The following is a 24,733-nucleotide window of genomic DNA, read 5'->3' as shown; positions in this document are numbered from 1 at the left end:
ACCAAATGAAACCGAAACCGTTCAAGCTTAAGCGCTCATTTTTGCTGATCACGATTTTGCTGCTGTCCATGCTCGCATCCGCCTGCGGCGGAGCCGGGGGAAATTCAGGAACCGGCACGGGCGGAGAAGCCTCGGCCAGCAATGCGGCTGGTTCCGGCAGCGCAAAAAGCGGCGGTAATGCGGCACCAGCGGGCAAAACGAAGGTCGTATGGTGGCACTCGATGGGCGGCGAGCTTGGCACTGCCGCAGATCAGCTAGTGGCTGATTTCAATGCTTCCCAGGACAAGGTGGAGGTTGAAGCGATCTTCCAGGGCACTTACGACGAGAGCTTGAATAAAATGAAAGCCTCGATGGATTCCAAATCGGGCCCGTCCCTCATCCAGGTGTATGAGATCGGCTCCCGCTTCATGATCGATTCCGGTGCCATTACCCCGGTACAGCAATTCATCGATGCAGAGAATTACGATCTCAGCCATTTGGAAGAAAATATTATGAATTACTATACGTTCGATGGCAAGCAGTATTCCATGCCCTTTAATACTTCGAACCCGATTCTGTACTACAACAAGGACTTGTTCAAAGCCGCAGGCCTTGATCCCGACAAAGCACCAGCCACTTATGAGGAGTTGAAAAAAGCAGCCGAAGCGCTGAGCAAAAACGGAGCCCCCGCCTCCTTTGCCATTTACGGCTGGTTTATGGAGCAGTTTTTCGCGAATCAAGGGGCTGAGTACGTCGACAACGGCAACGGCCGCAGCGCTGCGGCAACCCAGTCTCTCGTCAACGAAGAGGCCGGCGTAAAAACACTGGAATGGTGGAAGAGCCTCATCGACAGCCAGGCCGCTATTAATCTTGGACGTAAAACCGATGACACAAAGAAAGCCTTTGTTGCCGGACAGGTCAGCATGACGCTCGACTCCACGGCAGGGCTGCGGGGTATCGTAGACAGCGTAGGCGACAAGTTCGAGGTAGGCACTGCGTTCCTTCCTAAGCCGGACGGCAGCTCTGATGGAGGCGTCATTATCGGCGGAGCAAGCTTATGGGTATTAAATAATAAGCCGGAAGAAGAGCAGCAGGCTGCCTGGGAGTTCATCAAGTTCCTCGCCGAGCCGCAGACGCAAGCCAAATGGCACATCGCGACTGGATACTTCCCGATCACAAAGAAGGCTTACGACGAGCAGATCGTGAAGGACAATCTGGCCAAATATCCGCAATTCCAGACGGCGGTCGACCAGCTTCATGCCAGCAAGCCTAGCCTGGCCACACAGGGTGCGGTCATGGGCGTATTCCCGGAGGCCCGCCAAATCGTAGAAAGCGCCATCGAAGAAGCGCTCGACGGCAGCAAATCCACCAAGCAGGCGCTGGACGACGCCGCCAAAGCGATTACAGATAAGATTGGCAACTATAATAAAACGGTGAAAAAATAGTTGCATACAGCGGCAGCTCCCCTTCGGTATTGGAGGGGAGCTGTTGTTATGGCAGGCGATTTTTTTTATCCCAGATAAAAATCAATTAATGTCATGAATAAAATCACCATGCTAATCACCTGATTCAGATTGTAAGAGGCAATCTTCATGACTTGCCGGTTGCCCGGCTTAATGATGCGATGTTCCGTGAGCAGGAGAACGACGGCGACGCCGATGCCAATGCCATACGTCCAGCCGAGCCCCCGCAGCGGGATCAGGGCGAGCAGCAGCAGGACCATCAGCAGATGGAGCGCCGCGGCGATGCGCAGGCCGTTCTTCAGGCCAAAATAGCTGGGAATCGACCATAATCCGTGCTTGCGGTCGAATTCGATGTCCTGCGAGCCGTAGATGATGTCAAAGCCCGCGATCCACAGCATGACGATCGTTCCGAGCACAAATGGCGTAAACGCGAATTTGCCGGTCACCGCAAACCAGGCGCCGATCGGCGCGGAAGCAATCGTAAATCCCAGATACAAGTGGCTCAAATAGGTAAACCGCTTTGTATAGGAGTACGACGAGATCAGGAAAATCGCCACCGGAGACAGCAGGAAGCATAGCGGATTCAGCATCGCCGAGGCGGCGATAAAGATGCCGTAGTTAATAACGACGAACAGCAGCACCTCCTTCGCCTCCAGCAATTGCTGTGGCAAATGGCGGTGTGCCGTGCGCGGGTTCTGAGCATCGTATATCCGATCCACGACCCGGTTAAAGGCGTTGGCTCCATTGCGCGCAGCCACCAGGGCCATCAGGCCCCAGATCATCACATGCGCGGACGGCAGTCCGTTCGCCGCCCAGACCATCGAAATGATGGCGAAGGGCAGCGAGAACAGCGTATGCGAGAACATGACCAGCTCGCTATACAGCTTGATTTTGGACCCGACTTTGCGGGCGTATTCCATAGCTTCCACACTCCTTGGCACAGTAGGCAGCGGACGCTATTCCGCCCACGAGACGGGTTGCTTCCGCCCTATTCTATTGATAATGACGCAATATATTGAGAAAAATCGTTCATTTCATTTGGGCTCATATTAAGGAGCGCAGCGTCTCCTCCAAGGCGGTGAGCATGCCCGCAATATCCTCCTCCGTGATGACTAGCGGCGGTTGAAAGGCCAGGACGTTGCGATCCACACCGTTTTTGCCGATAATGAATCCTCTGTCCTTCATCTGTTCCAATACGTCGTCTACCAGTACTGCACCACGCGGCGGATCTTCTCCGCACAGCTCGGCGCCGATCATCAGACCCGCTCCGCGTACCTCCGTGATGGCTTGCGGGTAACGAGCGGCCAGACTCCGCAGGCCTTCCTGCAGGATGCCCCCAAGCTGCTTGGATCGCTGCACCAGCCGGTGGGATTCGATGTAGTCCAGCACCGCCAGGGCGGTCACGGCCGATACCGGGTTGCCGCCAAACGTGGACGCCGAAGGCCGATTGAAGCTGGCGGCGATCTCGTCGGTCGTGGCGAATGCGGCAACCGGCACGCCGTTGCCGAGCGCTTTCGCCATCGTGACGATGTCCGGCTGCACGCCGTAGTGCTCGATCGCGAACATCTCCCCCGTCCGGCCGAAGCCGGTCTGGATTTCGTCCGCGATGAAGAGCACATCGTGCTGCGCCAGCAGCGCCTTCACTTCGGCGAAATACCCCGCTGGCGGCACGATGATGCCCGCATTGCCCTGTATCGGCTCGGCGATCATGGCGGCGATTTCGCCGCCCTTCTCTTCGAGCACCTTCCTCAGGGTAGCGAGGGAGCGCTGTGCCGCCTCGTCATCGCTCATTCCCCGTTCATAAGGCCGGGGAATGAACGTCACGTCCCGATCCGCCTCCAGCTGCGGATCGGTCCGCCACATGCGCAGGCCCGTCACGCTCATCGTCAAATAGGTGCGGCCGTGCAGGCCTTGCTCCAGCGCGATGAAGCCTCTTTTTCCCGTATGCAGACGGGCCAGCAGCAGAGCACCTTCATTGGCCTCTGAACCACTGTTCACGAAGAAGCTACGCTTCAATGTTCCTGGCAGCACCTCCGCCATACGCTGCGCCAAGTCGGCGTTCGGCTGGGTCAAATATATGGTGCACGTATGCTGGAGTGTTCTCAGCTGCTCCTCCGTGCGTCTAACGATGTCGGGGTTGCAATGGCCGCAAGCAACGACGGATACCCCCGCAAAAAAATCCGTATACCTCCGGTTCTCGTGATCGTACAGGTATTGCATCTCCCCTTTGACGATTTGCGGCGGAGTCCGGTAAAAATGACTCGTGCACGGGTAAAAATGCTGCTGCCGTTGTTGTAGGATGTGATCTGGTCCGCTGTATTGCGCCATTTTCGTTTCCGCTCCTTTTTATTGACGATAGAGTGGGATGTAAAAATACTAACTGTATTTTAGGTATCTAAAGATGGGCTATTTCGCATGTTCGCCTCACTAAGTGGATTTCTTGAAGTTAAAAACCGGGCTCCCGCTAGATAGGAATGATATATCCCGGTTTAAATGCAGGAAATCCAGTTAATCTCGCCTAAATCGTAGAAGTTTCATAAATAACTGCATGAAATGCAGTTATTTTATCGTGTCTGGGGCCAGACAGCTTTTGCCCGTTCCTGTCTTTACACCTACTCTTACACTTGTACTTGTACCTGTACCTGTACTTGTACTTGCTTCTACTTCTACTTCTACTTCTACTTCTACTCTTGCGCTTGCACCTGCATTTACACTTGCTTGCAACTCGTTCCTACTCTACTCCTCCTGCTACTCTTACTCTTTACTCTGCACTACACCCACTATCTACACCTTCACCTAAACCTGTATATTGCACTTCCACCTACATCCGCACCTGCACTCGTTCTTTCTCCTGCTTCCCTTCACAAGCTCCGTCCACTGCTTCGACTTGACCCGGCGCACCGCCGTCGAACTGCAGCGCTCCCAGCGTATATCCCGCGTAGACTGGGGTCATTCCGGCAAACAGCTCACCGGCAGTTTCTGGTCTCTCTATCGCCGCCTTATACGTACTAACAATCGACCGCAACTGCTCTGGCTGATAGGTCGCGCCTTCGATCCGGCAGACAGACAGTCCGGCATCCTGCAGCTGATTCATTACGGGCAGCAGACACAGCTCCTTGGCCAGCATCAAATGGCAGCGGCCATGGGCGTCGCGGTAGACCGGGTTCTCTCCCTTGTCGGTCATCAGCACCAGAATGCGGTTATCGACGTACCGGTTCTCCTCTTCGGCTATCGGCTCAAAAACTTCTGTGTTCTCGTACAAATCATGCTCCATGTACATCAGGGCAGGCGAGCCATGCACCACGACCTCCATAGGTACTGCCGCATTCCCCAGCAGCTTGGCCAAATCATGGAGCGGCAGCTCGATGGAAGCCGTAAACCGCTCTACACCAAGCTTTGCATACATACCTGCCGCCAAATGATTAAATATATTTAAATTGATGTCGCCCACGAGCGGATACCCCTTAGAGGCGAATTTATGGATCGCGCCGAGGTTCGTCACGAGTATGCCGTCGATTGGCAGGCGCTCACCTGACAGCAGCCCGTCGTATATTTCGAAGTGCAGCTCGTTCATCATGCGCGGCAAACCTAAATACAGCTTGGCGTTCCCTTTGATCGCTGCCAGCTGTTTAATTTCCTGCTTCGTGAATGGACGATCCGGCTCGAACACATCGCCCGACAGGTAAACATGATCCGCCCCAGCCTCAAACGCTGCTTGCGCTTGGGCCGCATTGTTCACATGCACGGACAGTTCCATTCGGTTGTTTTGGTTTCCTCGTTCGGTCTGTTCACCTGGATCGGTTGGTTTGTTCCAATTGTTCCGCTCGCCCTCTTGCCCCCCCGCTTTGCTGCTTGCTGCAGCCTCGGCGAGATAAGCCGCAACCTCACCCAACCGTTTCTCCCCGAGTCTCCGCTCTTCCGTCGGCGTGCTGAACACCTTGCCTGTACTATAAAATTTGCCTGTCCCCTCATAACGTTTATTAATATAGGACAGCCCCGGACGGCCAAACGCATAACCGGTGGACAAATCGCGCTTGCGGTTGTCGTACAGCAGCTGGGTATCCCGGCTCCGTTCAAAGCCCACAGGATCATCGATATACCGGTCAATCGCGTCTCCATACGCATTGACCAGCATCAGCACAAACTCGGTGTCGCGCATGCGTCCTTCGATTTTAAAAGACGTCACTCCGCCATGAATCAGCTCGGGAATATGCTCGTACATGAACATATCCTTCACAGCCAGCGGATATTCGGAAGGATATACGAAGCCGCCCTTCTTCACCCGGTAGTCCCAGCGGCATGGCTTCAGGCATTTACCCCGATTGCTGCTCATTCCGAACACAAGGGAGCTGAAATAGCAATTCGCCCCATGCACCGAGCACATATCGCCGTGAATGAAGTATTCCAGCTCCATGCCGGTCGTCTCCCGCAAATACCGCGTGGTCAGCAAATCCATCTCCCGGGATGTCACGACCCGAGTGACACCCATCTGGCTTAGCGCCTCGATCATCTCACGGTTATGCACATTCATCATGACCGAGGAGTGCACGGGAAGCTTCAAGCCCATGTCCTGAATGAGCGCCAGCACAGCGAAATCCTGCACGATGATGGCATCCGGCCCCGCCTGCTCCAGAAAGCGCAAATATTCCCGCGCCTCTTCGATCTCCCCTTCGTTAAGCAGGTTGTTTACCGTGACGTAGACTTTTTTGTCCAAGCTATGGGCTAGCTGGATCGCCTCCACCATCTCCGGCCGGCTGAAATTATATCCTTTGCGCATCATGCGCATATTGAGGCTCGGTCCCCCGAAATAAACAGCATCGCAATTGGCGCGGATCACTTTCTTGAAGATTTCAAACGTTCCCGCTGGCGCAAGCAGCTCCACTTCTTTTCCATTAAAATAACGTGCCACAGCGTTTCTCCCCTTCCTGCCTCAATCAACTAAGCTGTACTAGCAGTCTATATTGATAAAGTTAAGTTTATTGTGATATTCTTCACTGTGCATTTGTCATTCCAAACAGCCCTGTGTTGCCGTGCACGCGATGAATCCCTCGTCCCCATGCTTTTTTTACATCAAAATCCTATACGTCAGCACGCTGGCAGCCAGGATTGCAAATGATAAAATGAACCAGGTGTCCCGGCGCTTCCAGACGAGCAAGTGATATTCCGAGCGCGGCGCACCGATCCGATAGCCTCTCGATTCCATAGACAGCACCAGCTCCTCCGCCCGGCGAAAAGCCCCTACCGTCACCGGAACGAGCAAAGATACCAGCATCTTCCCTTTCTCTTTCCACGGCAGCTCGCGCAAATCGGCGCCCCGGGCGGCCTGCGCCTTCACGATCTTCTGCGACTCGTCGAGAATCGTCGGGATGAACCGCAGGGCAATGCTCATCATTAAGGTCAGGCGCTGCGCGGATAATCCAATGGCTTCAAACGGCTTCAACACACCGGCCATTCCTTGATTCAGCAGCCCGGGCGTTGTCGTGAAGGTCAGTATCGCGGTAAAAGATACGAGCAGCGCCATCCGCGAAGCCGAGATCAGCCCGAGGCTGACTCCTCCGGAATACAGCGTCCATGAACCGATCTGCCACAGCGCCGTTCCCTCGGTCACCGTAAAGCACTGGACGGCGAAGATAAACACCATCAACACCCAGAGAGGCTTCGCCGCCTTGACGTAATACTTGAGCGGAATCTTCGTTGCCGTCATATAAGTGAGGGAAAAAACGGCGGCAACGCCAAGCGCAGGCCATGAGCCCACGGCGACTATTGCAATGAGATACAGCACCATAGCCGTCAGCTTCGCCCGCGGGTCGAGGCCGTGAACCCATGAACCGGTATCGATGCTCCGGCCAATCAGCAGTTTTCCCCGCATGCCCATCTCCCCTCTCTGTCTCTTAATGTTCCTCCCCCCGAGAACACCTCGGCGAGACGTTCAGCCAATGATTCCGGCGTTAAGCACGGCTTCTCCGCCTCCAGCCCGTACTCGGCCGCCAGCCTATTCCAGAGCATGATGCAATCCGGAAGGGCCAGCCCCTCCTGTTCCAGGAAGGCGGCTTCTCTGACCATGGCATCCGTCGGCCCCTGAAACAGCGTCCGGCCGCCCTTCATCACGATCCAGCCGTCCACATAGGGCAGCAGTTCCTCCATCCGGTGCGTCACGACGATGACCGTCTTCCCTTGCTCCCGGTGCAGCTTCGACAGCAGCGCAGCCAGCTCGGCCCGGCTCTGTGGATCAAGGGTCGCTGTCGGCTCGTCTAGGGCAATGACCTCCGGGTCCATGGCCAGAACGGAAGCAATGGCTACCTTGCGCATTTGGCCGCCGCTGAGCTGGAAAGGATTCCTCTGCAGAATCGATTCATCCAGCCCAAGCAGGGACAAGGCCCATTTCGCCCGCTCCTTCGCTTCCGCGAGAGACATTCCGAAGTTGAGCGGTCCGAAGCAAATATCCTTCTCCACCGTATCCTCGAACAGCTGCTGTTCAGGAAATTGAAACACGAGTCCGACCCGCCTGCGCAGCTCGCGCATTTTTGGTGCCTTCTCCTGGGCGCCTATCAGCACATCTAAGACCCGCACACGCCCTGCGGTCGGCTTCAGGATGCCGTTGAAATGCTGCAGCAGCGTCGACTTGCCGGAGCCCGTCGTCCCGGCAATTCCCGTGAATGTTCCAGGCTGTATATGGAGATTGACACCCTCCAGCGCCCCGCTCCGCCATAAGCTGCGGTCATCGTATGCATAGCTGACTTCCTCGAATGTAATAGCCATAGTGTCACCGCCTCCTCGTTTGCCAGCCAGGGAGAATGCCTTCTCCACACAGCCCCCGCTTCCGCAATTCCTGCACCAGCCTGACCCGGTAAGGCGCGATCAAGCGGCAAGCCTGCAGCAGCTCCTCATCCTCGAACAGCTCCGCCGGAGCTGCATCAGCAGCAATGGCCCCGCCCCGGAGCACGATCGCCCGGTCCGAAGCCATAATCTCTTCTGCGTCATGCGTAATCGAGATGAGCGTGTAATCACCGCTGCTGCGCATGTCCTGCCAGATATGCAGCAGTTCGCCGCGCGCCTTCTCATCCAGCATGGAGGAGGCTTCATCGAAAATCACGATGCCCGGCTCCATCGCCAGGATCGCAGCGATCGCTACCCGCTGCTTCTGCCCCCCGGACAGCACCGCCGGGTGCTTGTTTAGCAGATGGCTAATTTCCAGCTTCTCGGCGTAACGCGTTACCCGATCGATCATTTCCTCGCGGGAGAGGCAGCGCCCTTCCAATCCAAAGGCGATATCCTCCTCCACCGTGGAGCCGATAAACTGGTTATCCGGATTCTGGAACACCATGCCGATCCGTGGACGGATCTCCCAAACCGAATCCTGGGTCAGCTCGCGGCCTTCTACCATGATCGTACCGCTATTCGCGGCCAGCAATCCGCCCAGCAGCTTGGCAAGGGTCGATTTGCCGCAGCCATTAGGGCCGACGATCGAGACCCAGCTTCCGGAAGCTATGCGAAGCGTTACCTCATCCAGAACCGGGGCATCCGGCGCATATGCGAAGGAAACGCCGTTCAATTCGTAAGCGAATGTTGCTGCAGCCATCTCCTCACCCCCTTAATCCGCCAAAAAAGATTCAAACAACGACAACCTGGAAAGCGCAGGAATCAAATAGCGAACCGCAATCCCGACCGCAATCCCCGTCAGCACCCCTGTAATAAGCAGCATCGGCAAGTAATAGAATATTTTCGTCGTCAGAAAATACAGCGATGCCGCAGTAAGCTGTCCGATGTTATGGGCAATCCCCCCGACGATGCTAATGCCGATCATACTTAGTCTCTTGCGTCCTGCCAGGAGCAGGAACCACATTGCCGCAAAGCTGAACAGCGCGCCCATAATGCTGAAGAGGAAGCTGGAGAATGTACCGAAAATAAAAGCAGTAAGCAGTGTTTTCAGCAGCACCATCATCAAGGCGTCCCTCGCCCGCAGAAAATAAAGGCAGGTCAGCACCATAATATTCGCCAGCCCCAGCTTGGCGCCAGGCACGCCCATATTGATCGGTATCAGCGATTCAATCAGGCTCAGCACGACCGCAACCGCAGCGAAAATCGCGACGATGACCGTTCTTTTCAATATGAGAGTGGATGACTCTCCCCCAAGCGTTCTCGGTGTGACTGGTTTATTTAACGACGGCATCGATCTCATCTCCTTCCCCGGAAGCTCCTTCAATTTCTACGATCATTTTGTGCGGGAGACAGACGATCGTGCCTCCGTTGCGCTGCACAAACCCGAAGGTCAGGCACAGCTGGTCGGGACAATCCGCCTCAATCATTTCTATGCCATAATCATGCACCTTCAAAATGTTGAGGCCGTCCTCCGTTTTGATTTCAATAATTTGCTCCTCTTCCGTGAGCTCCACGGATCGGACCAGCTTTCCATCGACCTTGATATTTGCGACAAGCGGATTGTCATTGTGATTGTTTTCACTTAAATTGTCAAAAAACCACCTTGGAACCAGAAATGCCAGAGCAATGACGACAATCAAGCCGGTCAGCAGGATATCTCCACGTTTCATAGAGAAAACTCCCTTATTTTTTGATTATATAAATCTTAGATGATCTCATTATACCCCCTGTTCAATGACTAACCTGTGCGATTTCTCTCATTTTCCTAGTTGTCACAAATCCCTCACTTTAAAAGGATTTTAATGGAATAATCATTACTTTGTGAAAAAAAGTACTTTAAACGTTTTCCCACTCTTGATACAATAAATTTGAATGAATCAATTTAGAAGCAAATGAAATGAGGCGGCGTAAAATGAAGCACAATAGACTAATTACCCTAGGAATAACGCTACTACTATCAACGGCTTTATTGGCTGGCTGCGGCACAGATCCGGGCCTGTCCCAGGACTCCGGAGCATCCAGCGATAAGACGGCAAATTCGCATGAGACCGCGAAGCCGATGGGAGAAACGTTCTTCATATTCGACACCGTCGTCAACGTAAAAATATACGATGATCGCGCCTCACGTCAGCATTTTAACGAAATTGAAGCCTTGCTAAATGACATCGATGGCAAAATTAGCCGCACACTGGAAAGCAGCGAAATCTACCAGGTGAACAGCCAATCCGGCAAGTCGCCCGTAAAGGTCTCCCTTGAGACGTTCGAGCTGGTTGAAAAAGCTCTCGACTACGCGAAGCGGACGGATGGAAAGTTCAATCCCGCCATCGGCAACCTGGTCACGCTGTGGAACATCGGCCATGAAGGCGCCAAGGTGCCGGACGCCGATCTGATCGAAGCCGCCAAAGCGCTTAGCGATTATCAGCTTATAGATATGAATAAGGATACGCACGAAATCTATTTGCAAAAAGAAGGCATGGCCATTGACCTCGGCTCCATCGGTAAAGGTTATGCGGCAGACGCGATCTACGAGTATCTGGAGGCGCAAGGCTTCAGCAGTGCGATCATCGATCTCGGCGGCAACATTTATGCTATGGGCAATAAGCCGGGCGGCAAGCTGTGGAACATCGGCATCCAGGACCCGGGCAAAGAACGCGGCAATGCCATCGGCACAATTCAGGTGGCCGACAAGACGGTCGTCACCTCCGGTATTTATGAGCGCTTTTTTATTGAGGACGGCAAGCTCTATCAGCATATTCTCGATCCCGGAACCGGTTATCCGGTAGATAACGGCATCAGCAGCGTCACCATCGTGACGAAGCATTCTACCGATGCGGATGCCCTGTCCACGTCGCTGTTCGTACTCGGCATCGAGGACGGATTGAAGTTCATCGAGGATACACCGGACACAGAGGCCTTGTTCATTTCCAAAGAGCAGAAGCTGTACGCTACTTCTGGATTCAAGGACATGTTGAGTAAAACGAACGACAGCTATACCTTTGCCAACTAGGCGTGAGTGCCTCGATGATAGACTCGCAATACCCATGCTCAGTCTGCGGCGTCGACAGACCATCGTCATACAGCATACGCAGTCTACAGTGACCGGGGAGCGGAATGCCTGCACCCCACTTCCCGCTTCAGTCATGCACTGGAGCGGGATTTTATTTTCACGAAACACTCTTGCTTAAACGATCGAACTATAGTATAATGTTAATTTGAGTTGCAAACCGCTTTAAAATGTAGTTCCTCACAAGATTATAGCCCTCCTATACCTGACCAGGTATGAAAATTCCTATTTGAATGACCCAAGAGTAAGAATTTAATGTATTTCTGATTCACACTGGCGCGGTCATCGGAGCCGCAAGGACAAAAGAGAGGCAGGGCTTTTGTTGTTTTAGAAAATGATTGTGGTTGTAGTCTGAGCAGGAACCAAAATTGTTCTTCCCGTGTACAGGAGAACAGTAAATATATAAAGCACAAACGCCCGTTTCCACATTAGCCGTGGTAACGGGCGTTTTGGTTGTGTAAATTTCTCATTAAGCCTGGTTCATCATCCTATGACTAATCTCCTCCCTCGTGCCACAGCTCCAACGGCAGGCCGACCAGCGCTTTTCCGATCCATTCCCTTGCAATGTTATTGGAGGGCCCCATCGCGATTCCCGCCCGCGCGTCCCGGAACAATCTTTCGAAGATGCCTCTTTTGTAACCGTAGCCTCCCGTCACGTCAAGAGCAGCCTTCGTCGCTTTGTTGGCTACCTCAGCCGCATGGATTTTGAATTCCACCAAGGGGAGGAGCAGTTCCACCTGCGGACGTCCCTGCACCTGCAGCTCATCCAGCTTCTTCGCGAGCGAAATTTGCCACGGCTTCAAGCTTTCGACCAGTACTTTTACTTCCGCCAGCTGCTGGCGAATAATCTGATAGTCCGCCAGCCGCTTGTTGAAATCACGGTGAACCATTCCTTTTACGTAGTTGACCGAGGCTTCGAGTGCGGCTTCCGCGACCCCAAGCCAAGTCGAGCCCAGCCCGATCAGGTATACCGGAGAGACGCCGCTTTCCAAAATTTCGCGGCCCTGCCCTTCCGTTCCAAGCTTATCCTCGGGAGAGACCCGAACCCCTTCGTACGTAATCGGTCCGCTGTGGTTGCCGCGCACGCCGAGCGCTTCCCAAACCCCCGGCTTAATTCCCGGAAGCTTGCTATCGACGATAAAAAAACTGACATCCGTCGGTGTTTTCGCCCCCGGAGATCTCGTTTGAAATACATAGAAATCCGCCTGACCGGAACTGGTCGTGAACGACTTTTCCGCATTCAGAATATAGTCTTCACCGTCCCGCGAAGCTTCGCTGAAATTAAACCACCAATGTCCGCCCGAAGCTCGTTCGCTGGTCGAATAAGTACCGATCGAGCCTGCCCGGACAGGCCCCAGCCAGCGTTCTTTCTGGTCTTCATTGCCGTATAAGGCTATGGTTTGCACGGCCCCGACATGCATGACATAGACCAGCGAAGTCGAGGGGCAGCCTTTGCCGATTTCCTCCGCGGCGATCGCAAAGGCAACATGATCCAGACCTCTTCCCCCAAAACGCACGGGAATGAGGACACCGTTCCAGCCGGCCTCCGCCAGCGCCTCCAGATTTTCTCTCGGGAATTTCCCCTCCCGGTCGATTTCCTCCGCGCGAGGCTTGATGACCCCGTCTACGATCGTTCGGATTTCACCGCGAAGCTGTTCATAATCCGGCTGAATGCCGCTTGCGCCGGTTTGACGAAGATGCGTGCTCATACATTAACTCCTCCTAATCATTTATTTTTGCTAAAAAGCTCAGGTAGCCGACGCACTAAGCAAAGCCGCTTCCTTCTCCCTCACGAGTGGAAGGACCTTTTCTCCAAACGCCTTGATATCTTCATCGTAGTGCAGGAAGGCGGTAAGAATGAGATCGACGCCGGCCTTTTTAAGCTCGATGATGCGGTCCGCCACCTGTTCAGCCGTTCCGATCAGCCCGGTCTTGAACCCGTCATTGTACTGGACCAGATCATCGAAATTCGAGTTCGCCCACATGCCCTCCCTTTCCGGGGAAGCTTTGCCCGCGAATTGCACCTGACTGCGGAAGCCCTCGACCGCCTCGGGATCGGCATGGGCGATAATTTCGCGCAAAACCTGACGCGCTTCCTCCTCCGTATCCCTAACGATGACGAAGGCGTTCGCGCCGAAATTCAGCTTGCGATTTCGTGCGGCAGCCAAACGATTCACCTCCTCCATCTGGCTGCGGAATCCTTCAAGCGTGTTGCCGTTCATGAAGTACCAGTCCGACACACTGGCCGCCATCTGGCGGGCCGCTGCGGAATTTCCGCCCTGAAACACCGGGGGGACGACATGCGGTTTGGGCTTGTGAGGAGCCGACCTGATCCGGTAAAAATCTCCCTGAAAGTTCGTTTCCTCCTCGGTCCACAGCTCTTTCAGCACGCGGATAAATTCCTCCGACCTGCGGTACCGCTCATCGTGATCAAGCCAAGGCTCGCCGAAACCATGGAATTCGCCTTTGAACCAGCCGCTGACGATATTCACGGCCGCTCTTCCTTTACTGATCTGGTCGATCGTAGATATCGCCTTGGCAATCGTTCCGGGATGCCATAGGCCCGGCAGGACGGCCGCAATCAGCTTCAGCTTCGTCGTGACCGGAGCCAGCGCCGACGCGAGTGCGATGGCTTCCAGCTGGTTCTCTGCCCCATAGCTGGCGATAAATCGGGTCTGAAGCAGCGCATATTCAAAACCCGCCTGCTCGGCCAACTGCGCGTACCTCGCATTGTCTTCGAAGGACCAGCCCGTTTTTTGCGGAATTTTAGAAATGACCAAGCCCCCGCTTACGTTCGGTACCCAATAAGCAAACTTTAAAGACATGACGAATCACCTCTCCTTTGGATTAAAAATGATAGACAAGGGCACCGGCCCTGTTCTAACAAAGTGGAAAAGAATAAGAAAAGACACCTGACCGTCTTGCTTCAGGTGCCTTTAGTGGACTAATCGGCATAGGATATTACTAGATCATCAAACTGCCCTTGCTGTTGGCTTTCAGCAGCTTCCAGATCGGATCGGTCAACGCCTCCTTGTCGAAGCGGTTGTAATGATTGGCCAAGCCCCGAACCGGATCTCCGGCATAAAACTTTTCGTACAAAAGATGCCTCGTCCCGAGCGGACTGCCGATCAGATCCCAAGCCAGCTTGAACAGCTCGACCTTTTTCTCCGCACTCACGCTCGCTCCTTCGAAGTAAAGATGCATCAGCTCCGAGATCGGGCCGTAAAAATCTTCGATCCCCGACGGAGTTTGGACAAAGCCGCCGCCTCCCACTTGCTGCAGAATTTCGATCGCTCTCGGATAATACTTGGTCCCCAGGCTTCTGGCGGTTTCGATATAGGACAAATCCGGTACCAATACCCCTGATTCATCCGGCACCGCCTTCGCTTCAGACGCAATAGTCAGCGCCTTGATCGCATCGATCTGCGTGAGCAGTTCCCCCAGCTTCTCCTGGATATGGAGAAATCCCGTAACCCCGATGGCTTCCGCGATTGCGAACGTGATGCCGGTGACAAACTCCAGCTTGGCGACAAAACGCACGACATTTTGGTGAAAAGCCAGTCCGTTAGCCGTCCGATTGGCCCGAAGGGCAAGCACTTTCTCCGGGTCACCGTACAGCAGCACCCTTTCCCATGGAATGAGCACATCGTCGAAAAATAGCACCGCATCCATTTCATCGTACCGATAGCTAAGCGGATGATTTTGTTCGCGCTCATCGGCGAAGGATTCCCGGCAGACGATATGCAATCCCGGCGAGTTCGCCGGCACGATCAAGACATGGGCATGTTGCTGGTGCTCGGCTTGAAACTGCAGGAAGGAAAAGATGACGAAATCATGTGTATATGGCGCTCCCGTTGCGATCATCTTGGCTCCCCGGACCACGATGCCTTCCGAAGTTTCCCGGACGACATGCAGGAATCTCTCGGCAATGCGGTGATCGTCGAGCCCGCTTGAGCGGTCGATCTGCGGATCGATGATCGCCGTCGTCAAAAACAAATCACGGTCCCTCGCTCCCTCGTAGTACGCCGAAATTTTCACCGCGAACGCCGGGTCCAACGCGGAAAGCTGTTCCCGTGCCGCGTACCATCCCGTAACAAGAGACCGCGCATAATCGGACAATCGGCTCATCATGCCGTTCGTTTCCGCCGACCAGCAAGAGAAGGAACGGCTTCTCTGCTGCAGTTCCTGCTGCGTATACGGAACGAGGAACGCACTGTGGGCATACCGCTCTTTTTCAGGGACCCAATAACCTACTTTATCCCGCTGTGAAGGATCATCCAGCATATTAAACAAGGTTTTAATGGTGGACAACGTCCCTTTGAAGGCCGAGTGCTCGGGAACGTGAGCGATTTGCTTGCCCTCCAGCCACACGCTGCGTCCGTCATAGAGGCTCTCTATAAACTGATCTCCCCGCAAATGAACCCTCCTTTCTTTTTTAAACTTAATTATTCCGATTGATTTTTACGTATTTATTGATTATTATAGCTATCATCCAATTTCTATCAATAATCAGTATTTCTGGATTTGACGGTTACCGAACAGATATCGGCATTCCGTCGGTTTTCGCCCCAATAATCCACAATTCGGTGCAAAGTGGGGCCGCGGGTCAAAAAAAACTAAACTGTTGTCTATGAGGTGATTGGGATGAGTAGTCTTCGGGCGGGGGATCGGAGGATTATCCGTACAAGGATGATGATTTATGAGGCGTTCTTGCGTTTGCTGCATAGGAAGGCGTATGAGGAAATCAGTGTGATCGATATTGCGGAAAAAGCGGATATCAACCGGTCGACGTTCTACTCCCACTTCGTTGACAAAGCGGACCTGCTGCAAAAAATGATAGCGGATAAGCTGGATCGGCTCACCGAATCCATTAGAAGCTGCGCGGCTCCTTCCGCAATTGCTCCGTCGTTTCATGCGCCCGATCCGATTTTCTTGACTCTTTTCGAGCACGTATCCGAACATGACTACTTCTATCGGGTCATGCTGTCGAAATCTCCCGCTGGCGATTTTCGGAGCAAATTCATCGAAACTATCCGCGAAGGTTTTTTTGAGCGGCTGTCGAAGCTGGATCTGGATCAGAAGCTGCAGGTGCCGCTTGATCTTTTGCTCGATTATATCAGCCTGTCCACCGGCGGCATTATGGAAAAATGGTTATCGGACGATAAAATCTACTCACCGCACCATATGGCGCTTCAGCTCACCCGAATGGGCGCGCTTGGCATTTATAAATCGATGGGATTGCCAGAATCCCAGCGCTCTTGAGGGGCAAATTTACGGCAAAAAGCCTGTCCCAAGTTCGACTCTTGGGGCAGGCTTTTCGCTCGCATCAGTATTATTCTTTTGAAGTACTCACAACAACCGTGTTTGCTGATGAATCCCGTGATAAACATCGCCAAGCTGATAGTTCTATCTTGCTAGAATGCATTTTTAAGAGCTAATCCAATACCAATGCTCATTCATTTGTATAATATTACTGTAATCGTCTAAAACTTCTTCAATGTTGTTCACATTTTTATCAACTACAAATATAAAACCATTATAATTATCAAGAATTCCCCTATAAGAATAAAAGAAAAATATCGTTTTTGATGGATTAATAATAATCTCTCCACCATCTGAAAGATAACGAAACTTTGGCGGTAATAACAATAATTCACCATCTGTTTTTTCGGTACTCTTTTTCCAGATCGCCTTGCTTAATTATATTAATAACTTCATTACGTTTAGATTCATACATCTTAAATTAAATCCATGCCTGGATCCGATATGGGAAGACAACGGAGTAAGCCTTCTATCAGTGAACTGAGTTTGCGAAGCTCAATCGTGATGCATGTTTGCGCAGAGAAATCATCCTTGAAGCTTTTTGGAAGTGGTTAAAAATGGACATATAACTTAGGGAAAACAATATATAAACGGTGGGGGTATCAGGAGCACACCCCTGACAAGCAAATTTGGAAGGCCAAATTCAGTGCTTTCTACAACGAGACAGTTGTCCCGTGTTGCTTTTAACATTCACCTGGCCGAGAAAAAGGGGAGCGAATGGCAGCTCACCTTCAGCGTTACCCATCTTTCGGAAGATGGACTGAAAGCTCCCCCTGCATTCGTTCCCCATAATCAAAATATCACTTAGTTACCATACATCATCATTTCTCTAGCAATCGCCCGAGCAAAGGACTTGTCTTGGAAGTGAACAGTAAGCTGTTCCTCCAAGTCGCTTTGCTGCTTTACTCTGGTGTATCCCTTGGCAAATTGCCTCATATCGCGTTGAAAGACAAGCTCAGCAAATGCATATGGTTCAATTTCCTTTAACCATCTTAGACGGGAACGCGCCGCTGTGTGCATTTCCATTGAGTTTTCAATTTCATAGCAATGATAGCGGTAGATTATCCCGTCTGAATCAACAACTGTTAATATGTCGCTATTGTCATCATAATGACATGCTCGAAGCTGAATTAGGAACTAGTTCCTCTCTGTTGCTCATTACCTCGATGAGCAAGTTCGCTCCAAGCTTGAATCCATGGAGAAAGGCAGCTTCTACATGCATACTATCTACACTGTCGCACAGGTCAAAATATTCCTCTAGCTCACGAAATACTTCCTCACCTAATCGCTCACGCCATTGCTCCGTCTGTGCAGCCACCTGATGGCTTACAGTACGGTATTCCGGCTGAGACGGAACAATCACCTCATCGGGGTGAATTTGACCACGGTACATGGCTTCCAAAATGGTTTTCATGTTCATCCTCCCATTAATTCATCGCATCGCTTGAATGAGATTCCTGCACATGGTAGGATATTTATGCAGTCTGCTTATTTAAGCGGTTGCGGGATAGGAAGTAGCGGTGTTCTTCTCGGGATGCTCGCTGCTTCCTTCTTTATTTTTGGAGCTCGTCATACACCTTTTCAATCCCTTTGCGGACAATTGCAGATCGTGACGTATTCAACTTTTCGGCAGAAGCATCAAGCTTGCTCATAGTTTCCTGATCGACACGTATCTCAATCGTTTTGTTTTTGGGTTTGTCAGATGGAGGACGCCCCATCTTTTTGGAGGACATCGCTTCACCTCACTTTTTGTCCTGACAATAATATATTATTGTCAGGACAAAAAGTCAACGTAATCATTCTCGTTAACCGTTTTTTTTTCGGCAAGTTAAGTATTTGCTATATAGCACTGTTTTCTCGTATTGTAGCAAGCACTGAATATGGCTGGCCATATTCGTTTTTTGGGGGCCTGCCCCTAAGTCCATTGTTTAGAGTTTGTAGTTGCTGCTCGTAAAAAACTGAAAATTGGTATTCAGCAGATTAATCTCATAACTGGCAGTAGAAGCAAACTTCGTAACAAAGCTAAACACATGAAAAAAACATTTGAAAAGTGCAACTAGTTTAATAAATTTCTTCAGTGCTTCTCCTATTCAATTATGTCAAAACTACAAAATTATTTAAATTAAATTCACTCTGTCCAATAGCATCTTACAAACTCCTCCACTTTTGGTTCCTCCCACTCGGAAATGGCTTGATTCAATTCTGTCCAAGAAGCCCTTTCATAACGTGGAAGCAAGGTATTATTAGAATGATCCAAAGGGGTACTTAACTCCAAGCCAAAGGCTGACTTAATAATGTCGATTAGTCCGAGAGGTAACTCACCAATTGATTTAGGATTTATGTATTCATAAGCTGAGAATGATTTTGAAGAACCTTTCTCATAATCGTGTGGCATTTCGGCTTCAAAAGTATGTTGAAATACAAATCGACCATTATTTCTTAACCCCGCTAAATATTCCAGCTTGTGATTGATAGTTAGAACAGCTTTCAGCGCAGCAGGACTTCTTCTATCTCCTTTTGCATTTACTTCAGTAATGTCAAAATCATGTATGACGGTATACTTAACTCCAAAATTATTAAGTACATTCATTACTACATACATTGTTGGTTTTCCAGAGCAATTTACTACGGTTGTTCTATTAAATACATCTAAGTCTAAATATCCTTCTTGTGCAAGTTTCTCTCCAATAAGCCGTAGCGTCACAACTTCAGTATCGCCTTCAACTAAAATAACTTGATCAGCAAAAAATGCTTCATTCACATGTGGGTTAAATTTTAAAAGCGCTTGAAATCTTGATTTTTCATCATCTGGCAAACCATAAATGTCTGAATCCACTTGATGAATACAAACTATCTTGTCACTATTTAGCGATACTTTAGCTAAAGTTCTATTAGGCTTAGAAAGATCAATAAAATTGGGAGAGTGTGAAGTAGCGATAACCTGGAAGTAATTATCATCGGCTAATGAATATAGAGTATCTTTAAAAATCCTTGCAATCTGGGGATGCAAATATAACTCAGGTTCTTCAATCGCAATAATTAATTGCCGTCTGAACAAGGCCTGTTCTTTAGTCTCAGTAGCATATTTGCTTTTGTATTTACGAAAACCCTTCAAAATCGAAACAATAAAAGTTCTTTGGACTCCATTACCTTGAAAATCAAGTTCCGTCTCAATTCCATTATAATTAAATAATGGATTGACAGATGTACTGACAAACTCAGCAAGAGGCTGAACGTTGACTTTGAAATTTACCTTAGTTGACGTAACATCTGTTAAAAAACTTTGGATTTCGGACTCGAAATAATTTATTTTCTCATTATCATGCTGATTGATCTTGTCTTGTAGCGCCTTTGTTTTTGTTTCTGCTTCTGTGTACTCCTCTAATGAATGAATAACCTCTTTATAGAGTGTGGTTAATGTTTTAATATTATCTGATGTGGCTTTTATTTCATCGCTAGCATTTTTTACAGCAGGAATGTAAATTACCTCAGGGAAAGCTGAGTGGAAAGGCCACCTTCGTTTTTTTACTTTCGAAGGTGGCCTTTCATGCCAATTGCTGATCCCCATGTTTTTAAGTTTACCTCGTAAAAAAACATAATACCGGATTATTCCCTACATAAGTATACAAGTTCTGGCTTAACGGGTTAGTAATGTGCCTCTCATAGCTATCCTTTGACGAATCTTATCCCATTCGGGTCATACCAACGGAACGAAGGTATTGCAAATCCGTTAATTATCCCAATACTCTCCGATTAGCGGAATGTTCGGTACCAAATCTTACTGAAGCTCCGGGTTGCCCCAAATACCGTAGCCAACCAATAGAATAGCCTATACGGGCTATTCTATTGGTTTGAATATTTTATCAATTTTATCTCTATCAAATTCTAATATCCATTCATTGTGGATCGTGTAAATATCCTTTAATATTTTTAAATCATTTGAGATTATATCCATACCTCTAATATCATACGGATGAATTATAACTTTCTTTGTTTCATTGATTATAAAAAAATCTCCTAATGCTGTTTGCTCCCCAGTTCCAGAAAATACAGAAATAAATTTTTTTACATCAAAATCAATATTCATTACTTTGATGCAATAACGAAAGGTTTTAACTTCATCCGTGTCATCTGGATCAGGATATCTGTAATCTTGTTTCAATAAAGATACATTATCAGTATCTTTATTAAATAGTGTATTATACAATTCTGCTATATCTTTTTCAAAAGCCGATTGAGGATTGCCTTTCCAGCAATCAATAAACACTATAAAATAAATCAAATCTGATGATTTATTAATAGCTTCCCAAATTTTAAGAAATCTATGTTCAATTTGTGTAGTCCGTAGTACTTTATCTTCAATATCTGAGGCTAGGTCAAATCTTATACCAGTTGGATAATTATAGAAAAGCGGACTTTTTAAGTCAACATTTTCAAAGAAGGTATTTAAAAAATTATTTAGTTGTTCATTAGAATCCATTTTTACTCCTTTCTTTAACAAAGAAAATGTTATTATTTAATTTTAATAGTAGTTCCCGATTGGCCTTTATGCTTATCTGTTATAAAATTCCCATATTTATCTGCATCCGATATCCAATGGAGCTCATTCCCCTTTTTTTCAAAAACTTTAAAAGCTGAATTCCCATGGCCCGTTAAGTCTTTAGCCCACCAATATCCATTACTATCCTGGTATGCTGTAACTTTTTGATTGTTGAATGTGTACGTAAGTTTGGCTACTGCATTAGTCTTTATATCCCACAAAATTGTTTGATTTTTTGTGTTCGTACCAGATATAGCACCCGAACTCATACTGCCAATAGTAGCTGCGATGGCAATAGTTTTATCATTAGCTCCATAATAGAAATAATCATCTAATTGAACAATAGCCCATTTTGAAACTTGATAATTGCTTCTGTCATTATCTGTTGCTAATTTAAATAAATACTCAAATTGATTTCTAGTCATGCCCCCCGAATCATTTCCAAAAAAACCATACTTATATTCCCTGATTAACTGTTTTAATAATTTATCTTTTGTTTCCTTATCGGCAGATCTGGCTGCAATAATTTGATCAGTAGCATTTGTGAATGAAAGATTATATAACGGATTTCCTCCGCCTCCACCACCGGCCTCCATTCGATGCCCACTCGGGTCAACATATATCAAAGGATTATTATGCACATACGTATACAAGTTCTGGCTTAGCGGGTTAGTAATGTCCCCTTCATAGCTATCCTTCGACACGAATCTTCCCGCGTTCGGGTCATACCAGCGGGCTCGGAGATACTGCAAATCCGTCGTTGCGTCCCAATACTCGCCGGAGTAGCGGAAGATATTTGGAACGGTCTCTTCCTCATGCTCCGGGTTGCCCCAAATGTCGTAAGTGTAGCTGTTCAGCTGGTTCCCCGCGCTATCGACCAGACCTACTACATCGCCATGTCCGTTAAATTGATAATACTGGACTTCTCCGGTTGCTTGATCCACCCGGGACCATAGCCGGCCGGCTAAATCGTAGATATAGGTGTAGGTTATACTTGGTGAACCATTGCTTACGTCCGCTTCTGCAATCAGTTTCGCTTGTTCGTCATAGTAATAGCGGGTTCGCTCGGATCCTTCAGCCCGCTCGTACAGCAAGCCGTCGCCGTTATAGCTGTAGCTGACTGTTGTACCGTCTTCACCTGTAGAAAAAGCTGATTTACAAAAATAAAAATGCTCCGATCTTTGGGAGATAGTATTTACATACACAATATCTCCAAAAGAAGGGGAGCACTTTTAAATCAAGATTATTTGTAAACCTCATCTTTAAGTCTAATAAACCTCAATAATTTTAAATTCCTCAAATTCGTTCCTGTTATGCAAGGGAGGGAGAACGCCTATTGTGCATATCGCTCTCCTAAAAGCATAAACTCCCTCTATAAGTTTATATTTTAGCTATCTCAATCATTTTATTACTAAAATGTATGAGTATTTTAGAGCCTGAAGAAAAAAGAATTTCGTGAGATAGAATATCCTCGTTTACATCTAGTATTTCCTCATACCCCCAATCTCCAAAGCCTTGAGATCTAAATAGAGTATCATCCTCAGAATAATCAACTTGAAGTTTGATAATCTTCTTATAAATAATGCGCCAACAATACTCTCCGTCCGTAAATGTTATTTCTACATTCATCGGTCTATTAATGCTTGTATCTAGTTGATTAATTTTAACTTCAATCAGATTTGAATCATGAAAACTCCTAGAGTTATATAAATCAAATACTTGCCCAGGCAATTTATCTTTCAACTTTTGAAATCGCTGGTGGTATAGAGCTTCGTTTTTATCCCATTTGCGGTTCGCTTCGTTTCGCTCTTCTTCATCTTCACTGTTTATCTTAGACCACAATTCGTCTGTAAAATACTGCATCTTAATCACCTCTGTTATCAGATAGGCTGTAGAGTTTTTGAGCCTTATAAAATAATTTTTCTTTCAGCTTTCTATCATTTTCTTGAGTGCTTGGTTTGTGAATTTTAAGTAAGCCATCATTAGAAACTGCATGCTGATCTATCGCAAATTCAAGCGATGTATGCGCACGGTACTTTAATAGTGTTACGACCTGTTCCTTGTCAAGGATTCCTCCATTTCGGACAATTTCTCTATGCTTAAAAGCAACCGTTTACGGGAGTGATCTCTTTGATCCACCTGTTTCTATTTTTCTTCATACGGATAAGCGAAGCCACAAATACAAAAATGAACATAACACCTATCGACCCATTAACCATCATCCAACCAAACAAAGTAATGTGATTGATCAATAAAAAACCAAACAGATTAAAAAGTAGATATAAGATCCATTTTTCGTTGAAAATTTGCAGTTGATCCAAAAATGAAACGCCCGATACAATCGGCACTAAGTGGGGATAAAATGCCTTGAAAATTGCCGCTCTCAAGGTCTTAACCTTATTGAAAAACAATATAAAACAAGAATGCTTTTTTGCTTACAGTTGAAGAGAGTAGATAGTATACGAATGAATCTTTTTTATCTTCTCTCACATAGAATGTCGAATTATACTCTATAAATCTTACTAAAGAGACGAAAATGATTTTACACGCATTTAAGTTAAACTCTTTTAATTTAATCACAATATTATAGTGATCATCATTATAATTAATAGATGAGTCTACGATATTATCCTGTCCTTCAAAGAAATCCGTTGTCTCTAACTCCAACAATTGGATCCTGCTTAAGTAAGGCCTGTTCTAATTTTTCATGATGTTCATTCCCGTGTATTCTCGATAGTATTTAAAACACAAAAACCCGTAAGTGGTCACTTTTTTCAAAGTATCCATCTTACGGGTTACAGTCCACACCCACATGTGGCACTATTAGTTTTGAATACTATTTATTCCAGTTTTCTCGAAGTTCTTGTTGCAATATCAATTTCAAACTTTTCCTCTGGTATGCCAAGTTCTTTTGTAGTAATAAGGATATAATGAGATACATTATCCGTTGGCTCAAGTTTTATCCAATGATTAACCTCACCAATCGCAAGGGTTTTAATTTTGCGAACCTGAATTTCAGTTGAGATATATGTTTCCTCTCCTGTGCTAACATTTTTAAGATATAATCGTGCAGAACCGTTTCTTTGGAACACATTAATTAAATCTACTCGATATTCATATTTTCCATCTGCTGATATTTTTAATGCGTCACTCCTTATCTTTTCATTCGCCCAACCGTGGGTATTAACACTTTGAATCAGCGCAGCAGAGAGTAGTATTGATAACCCCATCCCTACACAAATTCCAACATAATCTACTCCACTTGTTGGAGTCCATTCTTTAATTAGTAATATAGTAAACACTACAGCGAACAATAGAACTGGAACACCTGCTCCCCATAAATAGGTTGTTCCAATAATATCCATACCCCTTTGAAAATATGCTGTTGAACCAAAAAGAAACCATACAAATGAGAAAACACTAAATATTACTATTCCTATCAATAAAAGCCTAGACCATATCGGCATATTCGCCCCCCTTTAAATT

At 48.3% G+C, this 24,733-nt stretch carries 22 protein-coding genes and 1 pseudogene; 3 read left to right on the top strand and 20 right to left on the bottom strand.

All coding sequences use genetic code 11. The annotated features are described in order from the left end of the window. Positions 1-5 precede the first annotated feature (5 nt). On the top strand, positions 6-1,424 hold the full coding sequence (locus QNH46_RS03610; RefSeq protein ID WP_283926964.1) for an ABC transporter substrate-binding protein: 1,419 nt from the start codon (positions 6-8) through the stop codon (positions 1,422-1,424). Positions 1,425-1,489: 65 nt separating this feature from the next. On the opposite strand, the gene QNH46_RS03605 is transcribed toward QNH46_RS03610, so the two are convergent. From QNH46_RS03605 to QNH46_RS03570, 8 genes are all read right to left on the bottom strand, one after another. Continuing rightward, positions 1,490-2,362, bottom strand: coding sequence for a UbiA-like polyprenyltransferase (locus tag QNH46_RS03605; protein WP_283926963.1), 873 nt, complete (start codon positions 2,360-2,362; stop codon positions 1,490-1,492). 124 nt (positions 2,363-2,486) lie between these two features. Further along, positions 2,487-3,770: an aspartate aminotransferase family protein gene (locus tag QNH46_RS03600; RefSeq protein ID WP_283926962.1), complete on the bottom strand. Its 1,284-nt coding sequence runs from the start codon at positions 3,768-3,770 to the stop codon at positions 2,487-2,489. A gap of 493 nt (positions 3,771-4,263) precedes the next feature. Then, a complete protein-coding gene (locus tag QNH46_RS03595; RefSeq protein WP_283926961.1) occupies positions 4,264-6,351 on the bottom strand; it encodes a peptidase U32 family protein in 2,088 nt (695 codons plus the stop codon). Positions 6,352-6,507: 156 nt separating this feature from the next. Continuing rightward, positions 6,508-7,311: an energy-coupling factor transporter transmembrane component T family protein gene (locus QNH46_RS03590; protein WP_283926960.1), complete on the bottom strand. Its 804-nt coding sequence runs from the start codon at positions 7,309-7,311 to the stop codon at positions 6,508-6,510. Beyond that, on the bottom strand, positions 7,293-8,201 hold the full coding sequence (locus QNH46_RS03585; RefSeq protein WP_283926959.1) for an energy-coupling factor transporter ATPase: 909 nt from the start codon (positions 8,199-8,201) through the stop codon (positions 7,293-7,295). The genes QNH46_RS03590 and QNH46_RS03585 overlap by 19 nt, the downstream gene beginning before the upstream one ends. 4 nt (positions 8,202-8,205) lie before the next feature. Further along, a complete protein-coding gene (locus tag QNH46_RS03580) occupies positions 8,206-9,021 on the bottom strand; it encodes an energy-coupling factor transporter ATPase (protein ID WP_283926958.1) in 816 nt (271 codons plus the stop codon). A 12-nt stretch (positions 9,022-9,033) separates the two neighbouring features. Then, complete coding sequence (locus tag QNH46_RS03575) at positions 9,034-9,612, bottom strand: Gx transporter family protein (protein WP_283926957.1); 579 nt, start codon at positions 9,610-9,612, stop codon at positions 9,034-9,036. Next, positions 9,596-9,991 carry a NusG domain II-containing protein gene (locus QNH46_RS03570; RefSeq protein WP_283926956.1) on the bottom strand — a complete coding sequence of 132 codons (396 nt, stop codon included), beginning with the start codon at positions 9,989-9,991 and terminating at the stop codon, positions 9,596-9,598. Before QNH46_RS03570 ends, QNH46_RS03575 begins: the two co-directional genes overlap by 17 nt. Positions 9,992-10,233: 242 nt before the next feature. Between QNH46_RS03570 and QNH46_RS03565 the strand changes: the two genes are divergently transcribed. Beyond that, positions 10,234-11,328, top strand: a complete 1,095-nt coding sequence (locus QNH46_RS03565) for an FAD:protein FMN transferase (RefSeq protein WP_283926955.1) — start codon at positions 10,234-10,236, stop codon at positions 11,326-11,328. A 551-nt stretch (positions 11,329-11,879) separates the two neighbouring features. Here the strand turns inward: QNH46_RS03565 and QNH46_RS03560 are convergent. From QNH46_RS03560 to QNH46_RS03550, 3 genes are all read right to left on the bottom strand, one after another. Then, positions 11,880-13,094: an acyl-CoA dehydrogenase family protein gene (locus QNH46_RS03560; protein WP_283926954.1), complete on the bottom strand. Its 1,215-nt coding sequence runs from the start codon at positions 13,092-13,094 to the stop codon at positions 11,880-11,882. A 39-nt stretch (positions 13,095-13,133) separates the two neighbouring features. Further along, positions 13,134-14,210, bottom strand: a complete 1,077-nt coding sequence (gene sfnG, locus QNH46_RS03555) for a dimethylsulfone monooxygenase SfnG (RefSeq protein WP_283926953.1) — start codon at positions 14,208-14,210, stop codon at positions 13,134-13,136. A 139-nt stretch (positions 14,211-14,349) separates the two neighbouring features. Next, positions 14,350-15,801, bottom strand: coding sequence for a 4-hydroxyphenylacetate 3-hydroxylase family protein (locus QNH46_RS03550; RefSeq protein ID WP_283926952.1), 1,452 nt, complete (start codon positions 15,799-15,801; stop codon positions 14,350-14,352). 228 nt (positions 15,802-16,029) lie between these two features. On the opposite strand from QNH46_RS03550, the gene QNH46_RS03545 reads away from it, so the two are divergent. Next, positions 16,030-16,647, top strand: coding sequence for a TetR/AcrR family transcriptional regulator (locus tag QNH46_RS03545; RefSeq protein WP_283926951.1), 618 nt, complete (start codon positions 16,030-16,032; stop codon positions 16,645-16,647). An 864-nt stretch (positions 16,648-17,511) separates the two neighbouring features. Here the strand turns inward: QNH46_RS03545 and QNH46_RS03540 are convergent. The 9 genes and pseudogenes from QNH46_RS03540 to QNH46_RS03505 all read right to left on the bottom strand — a co-directional run bounded on the left by QNH46_RS03540 (position 17,512) and on the right by QNH46_RS03505 (position 24,714). Beyond that, positions 17,512-17,643 (bottom strand): hypothetical protein, encoded by a 132-nt coding sequence (locus QNH46_RS03540; RefSeq protein WP_283926950.1) that lies wholly within the window; start codon positions 17,641-17,643, stop codon positions 17,512-17,514. Between the two features lie 30 nt (positions 17,644-17,673). Further along, positions 17,674-17,799, bottom strand: a pseudogene (locus QNH46_RS24525) (hypothetical protein); the annotation flags it as partial. Between the two features lie 13 nt (positions 17,800-17,812). Then, positions 17,813-18,121, bottom strand: coding sequence for a DUF6809 family protein (locus tag QNH46_RS03535; protein ID WP_125081072.1), 309 nt, complete (start codon positions 18,119-18,121; stop codon positions 17,813-17,815). A gap of 139 nt (positions 18,122-18,260) precedes the next feature. Further along, positions 18,261-18,440 carry a ribbon-helix-helix protein, CopG family gene (locus QNH46_RS03530; protein WP_125081073.1) on the bottom strand — a complete coding sequence of 60 codons (180 nt, stop codon included), beginning with the start codon at positions 18,438-18,440 and terminating at the stop codon, positions 18,261-18,263. 395 nt (positions 18,441-18,835) lie between these two features. Beyond that, positions 18,836-20,275, bottom strand: coding sequence for an ATP-dependent nuclease (locus QNH46_RS03525; protein WP_283926949.1), 1,440 nt, complete (start codon positions 20,273-20,275; stop codon positions 18,836-18,838). Positions 20,276-20,545: 270 nt separating this feature from the next. Continuing rightward, positions 20,546-21,187, bottom strand: coding sequence for a DUF3885 domain-containing protein (locus QNH46_RS03520; protein WP_283926948.1), 642 nt, complete (start codon positions 21,185-21,187; stop codon positions 20,546-20,548). Positions 21,188-21,219: 32 nt separating this feature from the next. Continuing rightward, on the bottom strand, positions 21,220-22,452 hold the full coding sequence (locus QNH46_RS03515) for an RHS repeat-associated core domain-containing protein (RefSeq protein WP_283926947.1): 1,233 nt from the start codon (positions 22,450-22,452) through the stop codon (positions 21,220-21,222). Positions 22,453-22,627: 175 nt separating this feature from the next. After that, positions 22,628-23,110 (bottom strand): DUF4085 family protein, encoded by a 483-nt coding sequence (locus QNH46_RS03510; RefSeq protein ID WP_283926946.1) that lies wholly within the window; start codon positions 23,108-23,110, stop codon positions 22,628-22,630. Positions 23,111-24,087: 977 nt separating this feature from the next. Then, a complete protein-coding gene (locus QNH46_RS03505; RefSeq protein ID WP_283926945.1) occupies positions 24,088-24,714 on the bottom strand; it encodes a hypothetical protein in 627 nt (208 codons plus the stop codon). Positions 24,715-24,733: the final 19 nt, after the last annotated feature.

It is taken from the genome of Paenibacillus woosongensis (assembly GCF_030122845.1).
GTDB lineage: Bacteria > Bacillota > Bacilli > Paenibacillales > Paenibacillaceae > Fontibacillus > Fontibacillus woosongensis_A.
This window is presented reverse-complemented; position numbering and strand designations above follow the sequence as displayed.

Coding starts and splice junctions, on each gene's coding strand:
- QNH46_RS03585 (WP_283926959.1), bottom strand. CDS start 8,201: ATGGCTATTACATTCGAGGAAGTCAGCTATGCATACGATGACCGCAGC.
- QNH46_RS03525 (WP_283926949.1), bottom strand. CDS start 20,275: ATGGGGATCAGCAATTGGCATGAAAGGCCACCTTCGAAAGTAAAAAAA.
- QNH46_RS03580 (WP_283926958.1), bottom strand. CDS start 9,021: ATGGCTGCAGCAACATTCGCTTACGAATTGAACGGCGTTTCCTTCGCA.
- QNH46_RS03505 (WP_283926945.1), bottom strand. CDS start 24,714: ATGCCGATATGGTCTAGGCTTTTATTGATAGGAATAGTAATATTTAGT.
- QNH46_RS03575 (WP_283926957.1), bottom strand. CDS start 9,612: ATGCCGTCGTTAAATAAACCAGTCACACCGAGAACGCTTGGGGGAGAG.
- QNH46_RS03510 (WP_283926946.1), bottom strand. CDS start 23,110: ATGCAGTATTTTACAGACGAATTGTGGTCTAAGATAAACAGTGAAGAT.
- QNH46_RS03540 (WP_283926950.1), bottom strand. CDS start 17,643: ATGAGGCAATTTGCCAAGGGATACACCAGAGTAAAGCAGCAAAGCGAC.
- QNH46_RS03600 (WP_283926962.1), bottom strand. CDS start 3,770: ATGGCGCAATACAGCGGACCAGATCACATCCTACAACAACGGCAGCAG.
- sfnG (WP_283926953.1), bottom strand. CDS start 14,210: ATGTCTTTAAAGTTTGCTTATTGGGTACCGAACGTAAGCGGGGGCTTG.
- QNH46_RS03530 (WP_125081073.1), bottom strand. CDS start 18,440: ATGTCCTCCAAAAAGATGGGGCGTCCTCCATCTGACAAACCCAAAAAC.
- QNH46_RS03570 (WP_283926956.1), bottom strand. CDS start 9,991: ATGAAACGTGGAGATATCCTGCTGACCGGCTTGATTGTCGTCATTGCT.
- QNH46_RS03535 (WP_125081072.1), bottom strand. CDS start 18,121: ATGAAAACCATTTTGGAAGCCATGTACCGTGGTCAAATTCACCCCGAT.
- QNH46_RS03565 (WP_283926955.1), top strand. CDS start 10,234: ATGAAGCACAATAGACTAATTACCCTAGGAATAACGCTACTACTATCA.
- QNH46_RS03610 (WP_283926964.1), top strand. CDS start 6: ATGAAACCGAAACCGTTCAAGCTTAAGCGCTCATTTTTGCTGATCACG.
- QNH46_RS03605 (WP_283926963.1), bottom strand. CDS start 2,362: ATGGAATACGCCCGCAAAGTCGGGTCCAAAATCAAGCTGTATAGCGAG.
- QNH46_RS03545 (WP_283926951.1), top strand. CDS start 16,030: ATGAGTAGTCTTCGGGCGGGGGATCGGAGGATTATCCGTACAAGGATG.
- QNH46_RS03590 (WP_283926960.1), bottom strand. CDS start 7,311: ATGCGGGGAAAACTGCTGATTGGCCGGAGCATCGATACCGGTTCATGG.
- QNH46_RS03520 (WP_283926948.1), bottom strand. CDS start 21,187: ATGGATTCTAATGAACAACTAAATAATTTTTTAAATACCTTCTTTGAA.
- QNH46_RS03560 (WP_283926954.1), bottom strand. CDS start 13,094: ATGAGCACGCATCTTCGTCAAACCGGCGCAAGCGGCATTCAGCCGGAT.